Origin of the sequence: Desulforegula conservatrix Mb1Pa (assembly GCF_000426225.1) — a bacterium.
GTDB classification, from domain to species: domain Bacteria; phylum Desulfobacterota; class Desulfobacteria; order Desulfobacterales; family Desulforegulaceae; genus Desulforegula; species Desulforegula conservatrix.
The window spans coordinates 22294-39705 of sequence record NZ_AUEY01000035.1; the positions used below are offsets into that span (position 1 = coordinate 22294).

A 17412-nucleotide genomic window follows, 5' to 3' on the forward strand; every position below is an offset into this window, starting at 1 on the left:
TACTGTAGCACAAAATGAAGCCAGCTTAAAAAAATTAAACTTATATTTGAAATATGCCGTATTTTTTATCAAATTTTTTCATCAGCACGCAACTCCAAATAAAAAAATTACCGGCAAATCACTTACCAGAAAACCTCACTTTTCAAAAATACCTGAAATACAAGATATTTTACTTCATTCAATCGTTTATGGGTTGACAATAAAAAGCATAACGTTATTACTTTATACAATCATGGACAGGCTCTGAATCTGTATTCGGATGAAGAAGACCTGAGGCTCTTTTAACGCAATCACCCCATCGAGGGACAATGGATAATATTTCCCTGCCATTATTATCAATCACATTACTTTGTTCTGTTATCTGTATTTTGGTCATCATCAGATCAAAAAAAAGACAGTCCTTGCTTGAAACTATAATAAGAGAAAATGACCAAAGATTCAGAACCATATTTGATGGAGTGAACGATGCAGTAATTATCCATGATACAGAAGGCAAAATAATAGACGCAAACAAAAATGCCCTTGATCTTTACGGCATGACCAGGAGCGACCTGCCCACAATCACTCTAAACGAAGATATTACCGCCCCTAATTACAGCAAGGATCGTCTCAATAAAATCTGGAAACAGGTTGTAAACGGTGAAATGGCCATTTTCCCGTGGATGGCTCAAAAGCCGCATACAGGTGAAGTTTTTGACGTTGAAGTGGCCTTAAGAAAAATTGAGGTTCCGGGACAGGTTCTAATTTTAGCCACAATAAGGGATATGACAGAACAAAACTCTGCAGCGGCTGAAATCAGAAAGCTGGCAGCAGTTGTTGAGCAGGTTGATGAGTCTGTGGTTGTGTGTGATAAAGATGCAAGAATAATCTATGTAAATCCTTATTTTGAAAGAATAACCGGATATACTGCACTGGAAATCCTGGGTGAAAAACCAGGAATTCTTAAAAGCGGCGTGCATGACAGTCAGTTCTATAAAAAAATGTGGGACACAATAAGTGCGGGAAGAAACTGGCACGGAATCCTTAGAAACAGAAAAAAAAATGGGGGTTTGTATGATGAGGAAGCGACAATATTCCCTATTAAAAATATTAAGGCAGAAATAACAGGCTATGCTGCCGTTAAAAGGGATATAAGCCAAAAGCTCAGGGACGAGCTGGCATTAAAAAGTGCAAAGGACAGTGCAGACAAGGTTAATATGGAACTCGAATCCGCCATCGCCGCTGCGAATGCAATGTCTGAAAAGGCAATAGAGGCAAGCAAGGCCAAAAGCGAATTCGTTGCATCTGTAAGCCATGAGCTCAGAACGCCGCTAAATATAATACTCGGTTCAATCGAGTTGATGTCGGAAACCAGCCTAGATAACGATCAGGGCAAATATCTGAAAGTATGCAGAAACGCATGTGACTCGCTTCTTGAGATAGTCAGCGGTATTCTTGATATTTCAAAAATTGAGGCAGGCCAGCTATATATTGAAAAAATTGAGTTCGAACCGCACACTCTATTGAATGATATAATTCTTCTCAACGAATTCAGGGCAAAATCCAAAAACATAGAACTAAAGGCAAAAATATCCGATAACGTTCCGGGTGTTTTATCGGGTGACCCAGCCAGAATAAGGCAGATACTCATAAATCTTGTTAATAATGCGATAAAATTCACGGAAAAAGGAGAGGTAACAATCAGAATTGAGACAGTAAATCCTGATGTACTTCTCTCAGAAAGCAATCAAAACAATTTATACCTGAAATTTTCCGTCAGCGACACAGGCATAGGCATAAGCAGCGAAAATATCGACAGAATCTTTGATGAGTTCATCCAGGCAGACGCATCAATAACAAGAAAATTCGGAGGAACAGGTCTCGGCCTCACAATATCAAAAAAACTCGTTAATCTCATGGGCGGAGCAATATGGGCAGAAAGTAAAAAGGGTGAAGGCAGCAGATTTATTTTTACAGTAAGATGCAGCACGGCAGGAATCTCCCAGGAAGATAAAAGATTGCGCCCCAAGATCAGCAAGACCCCCAAAATGCCTGATAAAAGGTTAAAGATTCTCCTCGCTGAAGATATTGAAGACAACAGGATGCTCATATCAAAGATGATTTCCGATATTGCGGATGTCGAAACTGCTGAAAACGGGGCCCAGGCCGTTGAAAGATTCAAATCGGAATCGTTTGACCTGATCATAATGGACATACAGATGCCGGAATTAGACGGATATACCGCCGCAAGATTCATCAGGGGAATTGAGGCAGAGGAGAAAAGAACTGAAATCCCGCTTATAGCCCTCACCGCCTTTGCAACATCAGAGGAACTCAAAAAAAGCATTGAAGCAGGATTCACAGGGCATGTAACCAAGCCTGTCAAGAAAACCGTTATCCTTGATGCCATATGCCATGCTGTAAATGAAATCCATAGCTCAATAACGGACGACAATGAGGATATACAAAATAAACAGGCATTACAAAATGAGCATTTTGCACCCTCTCCCAATGATTATCTTGTCGTAACTGATCCGGCCATTGAGGAACTGATTCCTTTTTTTATCGCAAACCGCAAGCAGGATCTTATAAAATTAGGCAAAGCTATTGAAGAAAAAGACTTTGCAAGCATTTTGATTCTGGGGCATTCTCTCAAGGGAACAGGCGGAAGCTATGGATTTCATTTTGTTTCAAAAATTGGGGCGGAACTTGAGAATGCGGCAACAGCAAAAAATTCTCTATTACTTACAGAGCTGATGGTTCAGCTTTCTGATTACCTGGAAAAGGTTAATGTTCGCTTTGAATAAACCAAACCCGATAATAGCATGCGTTGAAGATGACGCAGACATACAGATGCTTCTTTCTGTTTATATATCAAATGCTATGGGCGTATACCCCGTGTTTCTGAAAGACTCGACAGAAGCATTTGATTTTTTGGGAATTACTGAATCCAAAGCGGCTGAAAATGCCGATCTTATAATAATGGACTATCAAATCCCGGGTATTAACGGCATAAACGCCATCAAGAAAATACGGGAATCCGGAAGTTATACGGATACGCCTATTATAATGATTACTGCCAGTGATGACCAAAAAATACTTGAGCAGGCTTTCGAGGCAGGGGCAAATGATTTCATAGCAAAACCAATAAGAAAAACGGAACTGATAGCAAGAATCAAATCCCAGCTACGACTCGGATTTGAAATGGATCTTAGAAAAGAAAGGGAAAAAAAGCTTCTTGAGTTAAGCGGGAAATTGGAAGAAGCCAATAAAAAATTAAAAGAGATAGCTTTTCTGGACGGGCTGACAGGTATCCCAAACAGACGCCATTTCGACATAGCATTCAGATCTATGGGAAAGCAGACAATAAGGAACCAGACAAATTTATCAATAATAATGATAGATATCGACCATTTCAAATTATACAATGACACCTACGGGCATCTTCAAGGCGACGAATGCCTTAAGAAAGTTGGAATGATACTAAAAAGCAATCTGCTCAGACCCACAGATTTTGTGGCAAGATACGGAGGAGAAGAATTCATTGCGGCTCTTCCTGAGACGGATTTGCATGGAGCAGAAGAAGTTGCAAAAAGAATTCAGGCCGCTTTTGAAACAGAAAGAATCCCCCATGACAAGGGTATAGGCGGAATCGTGACAGTGAGCATGGGGATTGCTTCGACTGATGGATCGGATGGAAAGGTTTTTATTGTTGAATATGCGGACGAGGCGTTATATACGGCAAAGTTGTCTGGAAGAAACACATACAGATTCTGGCGACTGGATAATTAGCACCTGCGCGAAAGGTGTTTTTTCAAGTTCATTGAAAACAAAAATTTCTGAATCAGGAACACAACGCTCTTATTAAAGATGAAAATCCTGATTCTGAAATAAAATCAAGACCCAAGCAAGGGCCGAAAATGGCCATTAGATTTTTGGAGGTTGTTTGAACGTAATAAAAAAAATGTCCAGGGTGAAAGATGCATACATCTACCAGCGTGAAAACCGTTATTTTGCCCAGTTTCCTGAAGAAGTCAGAAAATTGGGTGAAGAAGAACTCATTTCCCTTGGTGCAAAAAACACAAAAATCGTAGGACTTGGAGTCAGTTTCGAAGCAGACCTTGATACACTCTACGGTATTGTTTACAGAACAAGGCTATCGTCAAGGATTCTGGCCCCGCTGGTACGTTTCAGATGCCCAACAGCAGACGACCTTTATGAAAAATCAAAAAAAATCCGCTGGACTGATTTTATGAGCGAATATGATACATTTGCCATATTTGCAAACGTAAGTAAAAATGATGAAATAAGACATTCAAAATTTGCTTCATACAAGCTTAAAGATGCCATCTGCGACAGGTTCAGGGATGAGACAGGGGGCATAAGGCCGGATGTTAACCCGGATTCCCCTGATGTATGGTTCAACCTGCATATTTATGAAGAACTTGCAACTGTCTCGCTTGACCTCGGCTGTGGATCCCTTCACCGAAGAGGCTACAGAAAAGAAACCGTTGAAGCTCCCATGCAGGAAACGGTTGCGGCAGCAATCATCAAAATGAGCGGCTGGGACGGTACAAAAAAACTATATGATCCAATGTGCGGTTCAGGCACTCTTCTTTCCGAAGCTTTAATGAAATACTCGGATATTCCCTCAGCATATCTGAAAAAGCAGTTCGGATTTGAGTATCTTCCTGATTTTGAAAAAAACAACTGGTACGAAATAAAAAAACATTATCAGGATGCGATAAAGCCTTTGCCTTTTGCTCTCATAGAAGGCTCGGACGTTTTACGCAAAGCGGTTCATGCAACAAAGACCAACCTGGAATTACTTCCTGGTGGTGACAAGGTAAAGGTGAATATTCTTGACATCAGGAAGACCGGATGTATAGAAAATTCAGTCATAGTCTGCAATCCTCCTTATGGAATCCGTCTTGGAGAAGAAAAGGACATGCCGGCGTTTTATAAGTCTTTTGGAGAAATTCTTAAGGAAAGATGCCGGGGATGTGAGGCATATATATATTTTGGAGAACCAAAATATATTAGGGATTTTGGAGTAAAAGGAGAATGGAGCGCCATCCTGAAAAATGGAGGACTCGAAGGCCGGCTTGTAAAATTCAGACTATAAATAAAAGCACAAAACAGGAGTATTCGATGGATAAGGAACAGAAAAGCCCGTCAAAAGGTGTTGCGGCGCTTTTTGACATTACGGAGATCAAGGTTTTCCTGAAGAATTATCTTATTCTGATAGGAATAATAGAACTATGTATATTTTCAGCTTGTTTTATTTCCCAGTTAGGACCTGGAGAGATCCCCTTCCCCTGGAAAACCTATTTTTTTGCAGCTTTCATTATTCCCGTAGCAATTACATTCCTTCTTGGAATATTTGTCATGGGTTTCAACAAATATCTTTTTGGTGAAACCGAAAATGTAAACCAGCCAGTGGAACTTTACCCTGAACTGTCTGAAAAGAACTATCTTGCCAAATTCCAGGCATTCCTTAATACCATACAGCAGGTGCCTTTTCTGATAAGCCTGCTTTTGCTCGGGATTGTATCAGGAATCATATACAAAATAGATGAGATAGTGGCATTTATAAGCCGTGCAGGAGAGCGCACTGCCCAATACCTTCTTGTTTCCCTCGGAATAGTTCTTTTTGCTGGGACTGTTTTTGCTTTTGTATGGATGCTTCTTGCCTACAAGCTGAAAAAAACAGCAATGCAGTACAAACATCAGTATAAGCATGAAGTGGCAAAGCATCTTGGCATTATAATAATGGATGACAATACTGTGATAGATCAGAAAGGCAATATCATTTCCAACCCAATGCTGCCAAACAAAACAGATACGGATTTTTTCCCGAGTCTGCCTGAGACCCTGATCAGAAAAAACGACAGTGGCTCATCCCAGCAGCACTGAACTCTTGTAGATGACAAGTCTTCTTATTCAATTAATACGAGCTATAAGGACGGTAAAGTGAAAAAAATAGCGATTTTGCCAGGTGATGGTATCGGCCCTGAAATAATGAAAGAGGCGATCAAGGTTCTTGACGCGGCCCAGAAAAAATTCAGCTTCAAACTTGAGTATGAACACGCTGACGTCGGCGGAGCAGCCATTGATAGCCAAGGCGAAGCTCTTCCTGCATCAACCCTTAAGGTCTGTGATGCCAGTGACGCAATTTTATTCGGATCTGTCGGCGGCCCCAAATGGGAAAGTCTTCCTCCTGAAAAGCAGCCTGAAAGGGCGGCCCTTCTTCCCTTAAGAAAAATTTACAAACTGCACTGCAATTTAAGACCAGCCAAAATCTTCAAGCAGCTTGCATCAGCAAGCCCACTCAGAGCAGACATTGTTGGTGACGGCTTTGATATTCTTTGCGTGCGGGAACTCACAGGTGACATTTACTTCGGTCAGCCAAAAGGGAGAGAAGGAAGCGGCCCTGAAGAAAAAGCCTATGACACAATGGTTTACACAAGGTATGAGATAGAGAGAATAACAAGAAATGCCTTTGACGCAGCCATGCTCAGGAGAAAAAAAGTAACATCCATAGACAAGGCCAATGTTCTTACCACAATGGTGCTCTGGAGGGAAGTCGTAACAGAGATTGCCAAGGAATACCCGGAAGTCGAACTGAATCATATGTATGTCGATAACGGAGCAATGCAGCTTGTTAAAGATCCTCACCAGTTTGACGTGCTCCTCTGCGGAAACATGTTCGGAGACATCCTCTCTGATGAATGCGCAATGATAACCGGGTCAATGGGTCTTCTTCCTTCAGCTAGCCTTAACGAGAAAAAATTCGGCCTTTACGAACCGGCAGGCGGATCTGCTCCTGATATAGCAGGAAAAGGCATAGCAAACCCGATTGCACAGATTCTTTCTGCAGCGATGATGCTGAAATACAGCCTTGATCTTCCAGAAGCAGCCAACGCTATTGAAAATGCAGTTGCCAAGGCTCTTGAAATGGGAATTTTCACCGCAGACATAGCCACTGACAAATCAAAAGCTGTAAGCACTGAAAAAATGGGAACCACCATAGCGGAACTGCTTTAATACAGGCTATGTTCCAGTTAAACGTAAACATCTGAAAAAAGATCGTTTTTGAGCTATATTTTTGGGGAACTTTTTAAAAAAAGTTCCCAAAACTACTCAAAATGTTAGATGGCTATGCACTATTTTCAGCTTGATTGTCTGATCTGAAAAAAATAATTTACAAAAATAACGAAAGTATTCATTTTCCAAGCATCTGACATAATCATAAAGTTTTTGCGGAGCTTTTTCCAAAAAGCGACCATCCGGTGGCACCCTGCTTAACGTCGGATTACGGATAAAGGGCGTCCTAATCCGACCTACGCATCACCCTTTTTTGATGGCAAATTAACCATAAAAGGCACTTCTTAACTGAAAATCAGGCAGAGCCACAAAATTTTTATGATTTTTTATAATGACAAGCGATCAGCTCGGTTTTCACCTCTGTTTTCTTTTATATTAAAAAAGCTTGATTTTATTTCAATAACACCAAACCTGAACGTCATCCGGAATAAACATGTCTGATCACAAAAAAAAGCCGTCCAAAGAAATTTCCGACAAGATCATTAATCTCATGAACAGCTACAAGGGAGAGTCCCTCTCAAAGTTTCCGATAAAAGGAGTAACCAGATGGCTTGATGCAAGGCTTATATCATTTGTGCGCGGAGAAATAATTCTCGAATATAAGGTTAGGTCAGAAATGACAAATCCTGCCGGATATCTTCACGGTGGAATACAGGTCACAATGCTTGATGATGCCGTGGGCACAGTATGCGCAGGTCTTGGGTATGAAAAAGCAACTCTATCCATTGATGTTCACACAGACTTCCTCGGAGTGGCAAAAACAGGCGATGTTCTGACAGCAAGAGCCTTCATTATCCGGGAAGGCAGCAACATTATCAATGCTTCCGCAGAGCTGAGGGACTCAAAGAATGATCTTGTGGCAAAAATGAACACAAATATCATGATATCCAATATGCATGCGGACTATATGAGTTTTATCAATTCCCTTTAAGATGCCGTTTTATTCGGGTTGATTCACTAAATGGAGCCATAAATGAACTACTCAGACTGGAATGCAGAAAAACTCACAGCCCTTTCCGGAAGCTACTGGCAGGTATGTACCATACATGCATCAGTGAAGCTTGGAATTTTCACATCCATTTCAGATTCATCAGAAAGTGCTTCCGATATAGCTGCAAAAATAAATTCAGAGCCAAGGGCAACTTCTATGCTCCTTGATGCATGCACATCCCTCGGCCTTCTGACCAAAATTGACGAAAGATACATGAACACCGAATTTTCAAGGAATTTTCTCTGTTCTGATAAACCGTCCTACATGGGATATATAATAATGCATCATCATTACATTATGGACTCATGGGTCAGGCTCGATGAAGCAGTAAAATCTGGAAATCCGGTGAGGGACAGATTGGGCCACAAGGAAGATGAAAAACTCGAAAGCTTCCTCATGGGAATGTTCAACATGGCAAGCAGACTTGGGCCTGTCATTGCCCCACTCATAGACCTCTCGAAATGCAGACGTCTTCTTGATCTTGGTGGTGGCCCAGGAACATATGCGATTCATTTCTGCCTCAAAAATTCAAATCTTGCAGCGACTGTTTTTGATATGCCGACAACAAGACCTTTTGCAGAAAAAACGATCACCAAATTCGAAATGGACGAAAGAATTGACTTCGAGGCAGGTAATTTCCTTTCAGACCCTCTTCCGGAAGGATTTGACGCGGTCTGGATGTCACATATTCTTCACGGGGAATCTCCCTCAGCATGCAGCGAACTTGTAAAAAAAGCATCAAAATCCTTAAATGAAGGCGGCCTTCTCATAATCCATGAATTCATTCTCGAAAATGACAGGACAGCACCTGTATTCCCTGCCCTTTTCTCTCTGAATATGCTGCTCGGAACAGAAGGCGGGCAGTCCTACAGTGTGGCAGAACTTCAAGATATGCTAAGAAATGCCGGAATCTCTGAAATTCGGCACATCAGACTTCCGGAACCAAACCCTTCGGGCATAGTGATTGGAATAAAACAATAAAATTTGACAAGGCCGCATAAAGTCCGATTACCGTCATTCCGGCGCAGGCCGGAATCCAAAAGTCTTTGAAATTACTGGATGCCGGATCAAGTCAGACATAACGACACCGCCCATTTTTGACTTTTTGCGAGACCATCAAATTTTGAACAGAAATAACCCATAAATAATAACATTTAGAAGCATTTTGGGGCTGGTAAATATGTACAAGGGTGAATGGTTCAATAGCATCAGCCACCTGGTTGGTGCAGCCTTATCTCTCATTGGACTGATATTGCTGGTTGTGCTGGCTGCTCATCAGGGTGATCCATGGAGGATAGTCAGCTTCAGTATATATGGAATCTCTCTTTTATTGCTTTATACCTTTTCAGCCATTTACCACAGCCTGCGTGAAGGAAAGGCTAAAAATGTTTTCCGCAAATTTGATCATCTTGCAATTTATCTCCTGATTGCTGGCACATATACTCCCTTTACCCTAGTTACTCTTCGAGGTGTCTGGGGCTGGGCAATCTTTGGCGGAGTCTGGTCTTTGGCAATTCTCGGAATTGTTCTGGATTCTCTGCCCCAAAAAGGAGTAAGAGTCCTGCCTGTTTTCATTTACATAATAATGGGCTGGCTGATTATTTTTGCCTTGAGGCCATTATTGCAGGTTTTGCCTCTAATGGGTTTTGTCTGGCTTCTCTTAGGCGGGCTTTTTTACACGTTTGGAATAGTTTTTTACGCACTGGATGAAAAGATAAGGCATTTTCATGGAATCTGGCATTTGTTCGTACTGGCTGGAAGCCTCAGCCATTATTTTTCAGTCGTCTTTTATGTATTGTAATCCCTTACTTAATATAATTTTGACAAGATCGCAAAAAGGCATCAGCGTCATGCCAGACTTGATCCGGCATCTTTGCACTTTCAGATATTTCTTGATTCCGGCTTGCGCCGGAATAACGTTAATCGGACTTCTTGCGACGTTGTCAGCATTTAACTGGAACATAACTTTTCAAAAATAGTTTTCCTGATAACGGATATCAAGGAGCTTCGAAAGATTTTTTTGACTCAACAACTCATATTTTGAACGAATTAACAATCTTGTTCAGCTCTTCAGCCATTTTTTTAAGTTCTGTCGCACTTGTATTAACTTTCTGGCTTCCGGACGACATTTCACCTGCGGATGTGTTCACCATGCCAATGTCTTTTGCTATCATTTTTATAACACTCGCTCCTTGAACGACATTATGGCTCACAGCCTGAAGACCATGGAATGCCTGTCCCACATTGCTTGCTATCTCTTTTGTGGCAGCTGTCTGCTCTTCAATTGAAGTTGCTATTGTTGAAATAATTTCATCTATTTCGGTTATTACCTTTGACACGATCTCAATTTCTGAGACTGTTTCCCCGGTTGTTTTCTGAATTCCGTCAATACGGCTTCTTATGTCCCTTGTAGCTTCGGCTGTCTGGCGGGCGAGTTCCTTTATTTCATTGGCGACAACAGCAAATCCTTTGCCGGCCTCGCCTGCCCTTGCCGCTTCTATTGTGGCATTCAAAGCAAGAAGATTTGTCTGTTCAGATATTTCGTTAATTGTTTCAGTAACCTTGCTGATATCTTTTGCCGCATCCCCAAGAGCGTCCATTTTTTTAGAAGCGTTGACGGATTTCATAACAGCCGATTCTGAAATGCTCCGGGCTTTTTCAGAATTCTTGGCTATTTCGTTGATTGTCGAAGTCATTTCCTCTGCTGCCGTAGCCACAATATTTATATTTGAAGTGGCCTCTTCAGAAGCATTAGCGACAGAATTTATGCTTACTCCTGTTTCTTCAGCCGCAGCTGCAACAGTTGCTGATTTTTCAGAGGTGTTTTTTGATGTCAAAGCAAGCTCGCCAGCTATTTTTAGCAGCCCGTCCGATGCGTGATTGACCAGACTCGTGCTTTTTGACACATCCGCAATTATATTTTTGAGATTTTCAATGAACAGATTAAACCATTTTGCCATTTCACCGACTTCATCGTTTGTTTTGACTCTAATTCTTTTTGTAAGATCACCTTCACCCTGGGCAATATCTTTCAGCATTTCAGTAGCTGTAACTATAGGTGAAGCAATTGAGCCAGAAATCCAGGCCGCAAGACTTATAAAAATCAAAAAAACTATTACTGAAACAGCTATCATGATTTTAAGCATTGCATAAAAATCGTGCATGAGTTCATCTTTTGGAATGAGTCCCATGAATTTCCAGCCAAGCTCTGGTGAGGTGTAAATCCCAGCTATCCATTTTTCACCCTTTATTTCGAACTCGACCCTGTCAGTTGCCAATCCTAATTTTTTCATTCCTTCGTCACCTAACTCTCCAAGTTTCTTGAAAAGAGTATCTCTATCCTTTGGATTGGCCAAAATCGTGCCGTCATTCTGAACGAGCATCACATATCCACTTTCTCCCATTTTGATTTTGTCGACTATATCAGTGAGACCTTTCAGAGAGATATCAATTCCGGTCATACCAATAAGCTTCGAATCCTTTTTTGATTTTATAGGCGAAACTATTGAGATTGTTACGTCTCCTGTCGTTGAAAGATAAGCATCTGAAAGTGTGGTCTTTGCTCCGGTCTGAATTGCCTTTGTATACCACGGCCTTTTCCGTGGATCGTATCCAGCCGGCATTTCAGACTCCAAGGATGAAATAAAACCTCCGATTTCGGTACCCATGAAAACTTCGACATATCCTGGATGTGCGGCATCCACACTTGCAAGTACCTTATTGATTTTTGCAGTCACCCCGCCAATTGACGCATAATTATCCTTTATTTTTTCAGTGCTTTTGGAGTAATTAGGAAGAGTATCGTCAGCTTCCTGCATAACGTCATGATCTGCAAGCCTGATGACATTGTATCCGGCTTCCTGAAAAAATATGTTGATTGCCGCATTAACCTGCCTTAGCTCGTTCTGTGTTGAAAGGATGAATCTATCCGTGGATTTTTGAAGTATACTATAGCCAAGAAAAACGCACATAAGGGCAACCGGAACAATAATTGATGCTGAAAATGCCATTACAAGTTTTGTTTTGATGGATAGTTTCATGCTTCTCACCTTTGATTATGTCCTAAAAAAGAACGTTTCTTGATATGTCACTTGATTAAAAAAGCAGGGCCAGTGCATTTCTTGTTATTGCTTGATGATTGCTCTGGAGTTTTTTGTTGGGGAGTAAGGAAAAAATCAGTTATTTTTAATTTCTTATAGTTTAGAATATTTTAATTTCAAAATCCATATAAAATTGTTTAATTACTCTTTAATAAAAGAATCTTATAAAAAGACACTCTGTCAATATGCAAAGAAAAAGCATATAGAAAATTTATATACTCTCTGTGAAAGCTAATCTTTTATCAAAATATTATATTGCCATCGAAGCAACCTATACTTCACATCGTCATAATTTGAAATCTTCTGTTAAATGAAAGATCAAAGATCGTTTTTTGAAAAAAGCTTGGCAAAAACTTTTCGGTTATGGATTCTTTTGCTTTAAAAACATATATTCTCAACTCGTAATAAAAAAACCATAAAAGTTTTGGGAAAGGTCTGGAAAACCCTTTTTCAAAAGGGTTTTCCAGTAATGATGCAACAACAGGCTTGCCTTTCAAATGACCTGACTCATTTCAAATGTTCAAGCTGTGACATTGATGAGTATATAAAACTTTCCACATTTAAGGAAACAGAGCCTATGAAAAAAGCTGTGGACACCATAATTTTGCTTTTATCTGTCTGCTTTCTGATTTCAATTCCAGAGCCAGTTTCCCCGAATGAGTTGATCTGCGGAATTGCAACCGGTTATCCGCCTTATCAGTTTCAAAAAAACGGCATTGTTACGGGTTTTGATGCCGATGTTGCACGACTGGTTTTAAACAGAATGAATATGAAGTTCAGGTTCATGCAGGATAAATGGGATGATATTGTTGCCCTGCTCAGATTAGGGGAAATTGATCTCATTGTAGGTATGGAAATAAATGAATCAAGAAAGCCCTTTTTCGAGTTTTCAAAAGAATACTATATACGGCATGATGTCGTTTTCATACGAGCAGACAATAAAGACATAAAACATATCCGGGATCTATATGATCAGTTCATCACAGGAGATAGACATTCTTTTGTGGAAATACTATGGGAAAAACAGGGTATCAAACAAAAAATAAGAATAATACAGACCGCAAGCAAGGAAGAATCCATGAAACTTCTTTATGAAGGAAGGACAAAAGCAGCCATAATGCCTGAGGCTGTAGGATATTATCTTGCAAAGCAAATAGGGCTGCATGTCAGGATACTTGACAGTCCGGATCCTGGTTCACCGGTTGCGATTGCCGTAAAAAAGAAAAATACGGATCTTATTGGGATCCTTGACAAGACCCTTCATGAGCTAATTGCAGAAGGCGAAATAGACAGGCTTTATAAAAAATGGTTTATTCAGTGATCAACATATTGGGGAACCGAACCAAAAAGAAATACAAAATCACAATAATACAGAAAGTTTTTTCGGAGCTTTTTTCAAAAAGCGACCTTGATGAATAATTGATGGACTCGCAAAAAGTCGGATTACCGTCATTCCGGCGCAGGCCTGAATCCAGAAGTATCTGGAATAACTGGATGCCAGATCAAGCCAGGCATGACGCTGACGCTATTTTTGACTTTTTGCGACCTTGTCAATAATTAAGCAGGCTTCGCACGCCTGGTGAATGGTTACACATTAAATTCGTACGCCGATTTAACTATACTTAAGGACACGGCCTCGGCAACCTTTATACCATCCACGGCCGATGAGAGTATCCCGCCGGCATAGCCAGCGCCTTCGCCAGTCGGATAGAATCCACGGGTATTGATACTCTGCAGATCATCGGTATTACGCTTGATACAGACAGGCGATGAGGTGCGTGATTCCACCCCGGTGAGCACGGCATCGGCCAGATCGAAATCCTTGATCTGCTTGGCAAAAGCTGGCAGAGCCTCACGGATGGCAATGATTGCATATTCAGGCAGGGCGTTTCCAAGATCACAGAGCTTGACGCCAGGGGTGTAGGATGGCTGTACAGAACCAAAAGCTGTTGAGGGCCGTCCAGCAAGAAAATCGCCCACCAGTTGTCCTGGAGCATGATAATTGCCGCCGCCAAGCTCAAAAGCCCTGGACTCCCAGAAACGTTGAAATTCAATACCTGCCAGAGGGCCGTCCGGGTAATCATCCGGCGAAATCCCCACCACAATGGCGCTGTTGGCGTTTCGCTCTTTACGAGAATACTGGCTCATTCCATTGGTCACTACCCGGCCCAATTCAGAAGTTGATGCAACCACGGTCCCCCCCGGACACATACAAAAGCTGTATACAGAACGGCCATTTTGGGCGTGATGAACGAGCTTGTAGTCGGCTGCGCCAAGCAGAGGATTTCCGGCGTTTTTGCCATAGCGACCACGATCAATTAAGGACTGGGGATGCTCGATGCGAAAACCCATGGAAAATGACTTCGCCTCAATATAAATACCTCTATGGTGAAGCATTTCAAATGTGTCGCGGGCACTATGACCAATGGCAACTATCAGATGATCAGTGGCAATGCGCTCACCGCTTGCCAGAACAACTCCGCAAACCTGACCGTCCTTTATATCAATATCATCAACCCGGCTTCGGAAGCGAATCTCTCCCCCCAAAGACAGGATATTGGCGCGCATCTTTTCCAATATACCAACAAGTTTATAAGTCCCGATATGGGGCTTGCTAACATACATGATTTCCGGGGGGCCACCGGCCTTGACCAATTCATCAAGCACCTTCCTACCGTAATGCTTTCGATCCTTGATTTGGGTGTGCAGCTTCCCATCGGAAAATGTGCCGGCCCCTCCTTCTCCAAACTGGACATTTGATTCAGGATCAAGGATACCTTTACGCCACAAATCAAATGTGTCTTTAGTACGTTCCCTCACGGCCTTGCCACGTTCCAAAATTATCGGCCTAAAACCGGCCTGAGCAAGTATCAGACCGGCAAAAAGGCCGGATGGCCCCATGCCAATAATGACTGGCCGGGTGTAGACCTGATTTTCTGGAGCTCGGGCCACAAAATGATAGGACATATCAGGAGCTGTTCTCAGACGCGGATCGTTTTTGAATCGAGATAGAATCTCGGCTTCATTCGCAACATCAAGATCAATGGTATAGGTAAAAACGATGGCGTGGGATTTCCGCGCATCAACCCCTCGCCGGAAAATCGTGTAGCTGATGAGATCGTTTTCCGGTATTGCAAGGTATTTAATGATTTCCCCGCGGATGTCGGCTTCGCTATGGCTTATTGGGAGTCTTATTTCTGTTAATCTAAGCATGATATTACCGAATAATTTGACCCTTGATTCAAGTTGAACATGCAACTTGCTGTTTATATTTGACAATATTGTAAAAAAATAGATTTACGTCATTCAGGATGGGCCTGTCCCGGTGAAAAAAGGGAGCCGGAGTCCAAAAGTATCTAAAATACCAAGATGCCGGATCAATCCAGGCATGATGCTGATGCCTTTTCTGACTTTTTGATGGACCATCATATTTAATGAGAACATATTACTAATGGCTTGTTTGAGCTATTGTCCGATTAATAATTTCTCGAAGAAATGAAGTCAAATAAATCCATTCATTTTTTGTTAGCTTTGTGGTTATTCAGATGCCTGCGCGGCGCTCCGGCCTGCCAACCATCCGGTTGAAAATGCTGCCTGCAGATTGTATCCACCTGTATGCCCCTGAATATCGAGCAGCTCGCCTGCAAAGAATAGGCCCTTTATTTTCTTGGACTCCATTGTTCTTGGGTCAATCTCCCGAATGTCTATTCCTCCTGCCGTAATAATTGCCTCGGCGAAAGGTCTGTATCCGGTTACTTCCAGCCGTAAATCTTTGAGCCAGGCTCTGAGACGCTTACGTTCTGCCGCTGAAATGTTGTTGGACAAGCGGTCTGATGGTATATCTATGAAGGCCAGACAAACAGGAATCATTTCCTGAGGAATCAGGCCGCGCAGAAGATCGCCTATTGGCTTCTTGCCATTGGTAACAATATCGCGCAAAAGACGTGAATCAAGCTTGCTTTCATCAAGAGCTGGTTTTAGATCAATGGCAAGGGTAATTTTATGCCCTTTGATCAAATTTTCAACTACTTCGCCGCTCATGGTAAGTATTGAGGGGCCGGTCACCCCGAAATCGGTAAACACGACCTCACCAAATGCTTCTCTTTTCTTTTTACCATTAATAAACATTTGGGTTTTGACATTTCTAAGATTGAGTCCAGCCATTTGCTTTGTTTCGTTTCCTGATGTTTCAAGCGGGACAAGAGCCTGGTGAACCGGGATTATTTTATGCCCTGCTGTTTCTGAAAGCCTGTAGCCGTCTCCAGTTGAACCTGTAGCAGGATAAGAGGCTCCTCCTGTAGCAAGAACAACGGCATCACATAGGATTTCCTTTCCTTGAGAAACAATCCCGGTGAGGCATTCATTTTGTATCAATATTTTATCAACAGGAGATGAATGAATAATTCGAACCCCGGATCTTTTAGCCCACTGAAGAAGAACGCTATGAACTTCCGGCGCTTTTCCGCTTGCAGGAAAAACCCTACCGCCTCTTTCAGTTACCAGCTCCAGTCCCAGTTTATTGAAAAACTCCATGAGATCGGTGTTGAAAAACCTGGCAAAAGCTTGCCTGAGAAAAGGGCCCGTTTTGCCAAAATGGGAAATAAAGTCGGATATTTCGGCTATATTTGTGATATTGCAGCGCCCCTTACCAGTAATACAAAGCTTGAGGCCTGTTCTTTTCATTTTTTCAAACAGAAATGTATCGGCTCCAGCGTCAGAAGCCTGTCCCGCCGCCATAAGCCCTGCCGGCCCGCCACCTATGACAATTACTTTTCGTGCCTTCATTTTCTTTGATCCTTATAAGTCTTGGCTCTTATTGTGCCTCAGGGTCTTACCCCCGACCAGAGAATGAAGCAAGACCTTATTCCATTAAAAAAGATTCAAAGCTTTCTGAAATAAACCGGAGCTTCAGAATCCGCTTTTGATGATCTATTCCTTTTTTTGATTACGATTTTTACTCCGCCATGCTTATCTTAAGGCATGTGAAAGATTATCCAGATATGATGGAGGTGTAGCATGGCAAAAAATATGATCCAATTTCAAAAAGGAAAGAGTATTCACGAATTCCTGTCCGAATATGGGACCGAAGATAAGTGCCAAGACTCATTATTCAGACTTAGATGGCCGCATGGTTTTCGTTGTCCGAATTGTGGCGGTTCGAAATTTTGTGAGCTCAAATCAAGAGATCTGTACCAATGCCACAAGTGTCACCATCAGGCGTCGGTAAAAGCCGGA

13 protein-coding genes are annotated in these 17412 nt (G+C 41.9%); 10 read left to right on the forward strand and 3 right to left on the reverse strand.

Annotated features, from left to right (window positions below; translation table 11 throughout):
- The first annotated feature begins 401 nt into the window (after positions 1-401).
- From K245_RS0112815 to trhA, 8 genes are all read left to right on the forward strand, one after another.
- On the forward strand, positions 402-2786 hold the full coding sequence (locus tag K245_RS0112815) for a PAS domain S-box protein (RefSeq protein ID WP_027359588.1): 2385 nt from the start codon (positions 402-404) through the stop codon (positions 2784-2786).
- The gene (locus tag K245_RS0112820) at positions 2770-3771 is read left to right on the forward strand and encodes a GGDEF domain-containing response regulator (RefSeq protein ID WP_051284103.1); all 1002 of its coding nucleotides are present in this window, start codon (positions 2770-2772) and stop codon (positions 3769-3771) included. Before K245_RS0112815 ends, K245_RS0112820 begins: the two co-directional genes overlap by 17 nt.
- Before the next feature lie 154 nt (positions 3772-3925).
- On the forward strand, positions 3926-5104 hold the full coding sequence (locus K245_RS0112825; RefSeq protein ID WP_156906789.1) for a THUMP domain-containing class I SAM-dependent RNA methyltransferase: 1179 nt from the start codon (positions 3926-3928) through the stop codon (positions 5102-5104).
- 26 nt (positions 5105-5130) lie between these two features.
- On the forward strand, positions 5131-5895 hold the full coding sequence (locus K245_RS0112830) for a hypothetical protein (protein ID WP_027359591.1): 765 nt from the start codon (positions 5131-5133) through the stop codon (positions 5893-5895).
- A gap of 57 nt (positions 5896-5952) precedes the next feature.
- Positions 5953-7026, forward strand: a complete 1074-nt coding sequence (leuB, locus tag K245_RS0112835; protein WP_027359592.1) for a 3-isopropylmalate dehydrogenase — start codon at positions 5953-5955, stop codon at positions 7024-7026.
- A gap of 493 nt (positions 7027-7519) precedes the next feature.
- Entirely contained in the window at positions 7520-8017 is a 498-nt protein-coding gene (locus K245_RS26675; protein ID WP_051284104.1) for a PaaI family thioesterase, read from the forward strand.
- Between the two features lie 42 nt (positions 8018-8059).
- The gene (locus K245_RS0112850) at positions 8060-9058 is read left to right on the forward strand and encodes a methyltransferase (protein WP_027359593.1); all 999 of its coding nucleotides are present in this window, start codon (positions 8060-8062) and stop codon (positions 9056-9058) included.
- A 199-nt stretch (positions 9059-9257) separates the two neighbouring features.
- Positions 9258-9878 (forward strand): PAQR family membrane homeostasis protein TrhA, encoded by a 621-nt coding sequence (gene trhA / locus K245_RS0112855; RefSeq protein ID WP_027359594.1) that lies wholly within the window; start codon positions 9258-9260, stop codon positions 9876-9878.
- Positions 9879-10110: 232 nt separating this feature from the next.
- On the opposite strand, the gene K245_RS24375 is transcribed toward trhA, so the two are convergent.
- Positions 10111-12117 carry a methyl-accepting chemotaxis protein gene (locus tag K245_RS24375; protein WP_051284105.1) on the reverse strand — a complete coding sequence of 669 codons (2007 nt, stop codon included), beginning with the start codon at positions 12115-12117 and terminating at the stop codon, positions 10111-10113.
- Between the two features lie 637 nt (positions 12118-12754).
- On the opposite strand from K245_RS24375, the gene K245_RS0112875 reads away from it, so the two are divergent.
- Positions 12755-13498, forward strand: a complete 744-nt coding sequence (locus K245_RS0112875; protein WP_027359597.1) for a transporter substrate-binding domain-containing protein — start codon at positions 12755-12757, stop codon at positions 13496-13498.
- 266 nt (positions 13499-13764) lie between these two features.
- On the opposite strand, the gene K245_RS0112885 is transcribed toward K245_RS0112875, so the two are convergent.
- Both K245_RS0112885 and K245_RS0112890 read right to left on the reverse strand, forming a co-directional pair.
- Positions 13765-15390, reverse strand: coding sequence for an NAD(P)/FAD-dependent oxidoreductase (locus K245_RS0112885; protein ID WP_027359598.1), 1626 nt, complete (start codon positions 15388-15390; stop codon positions 13765-13767).
- A 324-nt stretch (positions 15391-15714) separates the two neighbouring features.
- On the reverse strand, positions 15715-16962 hold the full coding sequence (locus K245_RS0112890; RefSeq protein WP_027359599.1) for a BaiN/RdsA family NAD(P)/FAD-dependent oxidoreductase: 1248 nt from the start codon (positions 16960-16962) through the stop codon (positions 15715-15717).
- Positions 16963-17193: 231 nt separating this feature from the next.
- Between K245_RS0112890 and K245_RS27295 the strand changes: the two genes are divergently transcribed.
- On the forward strand, positions 17194-17412 hold a 219-nt coding region (locus K245_RS27295; RefSeq protein ID WP_027359600.1), incomplete at its 3' end, for a transposase.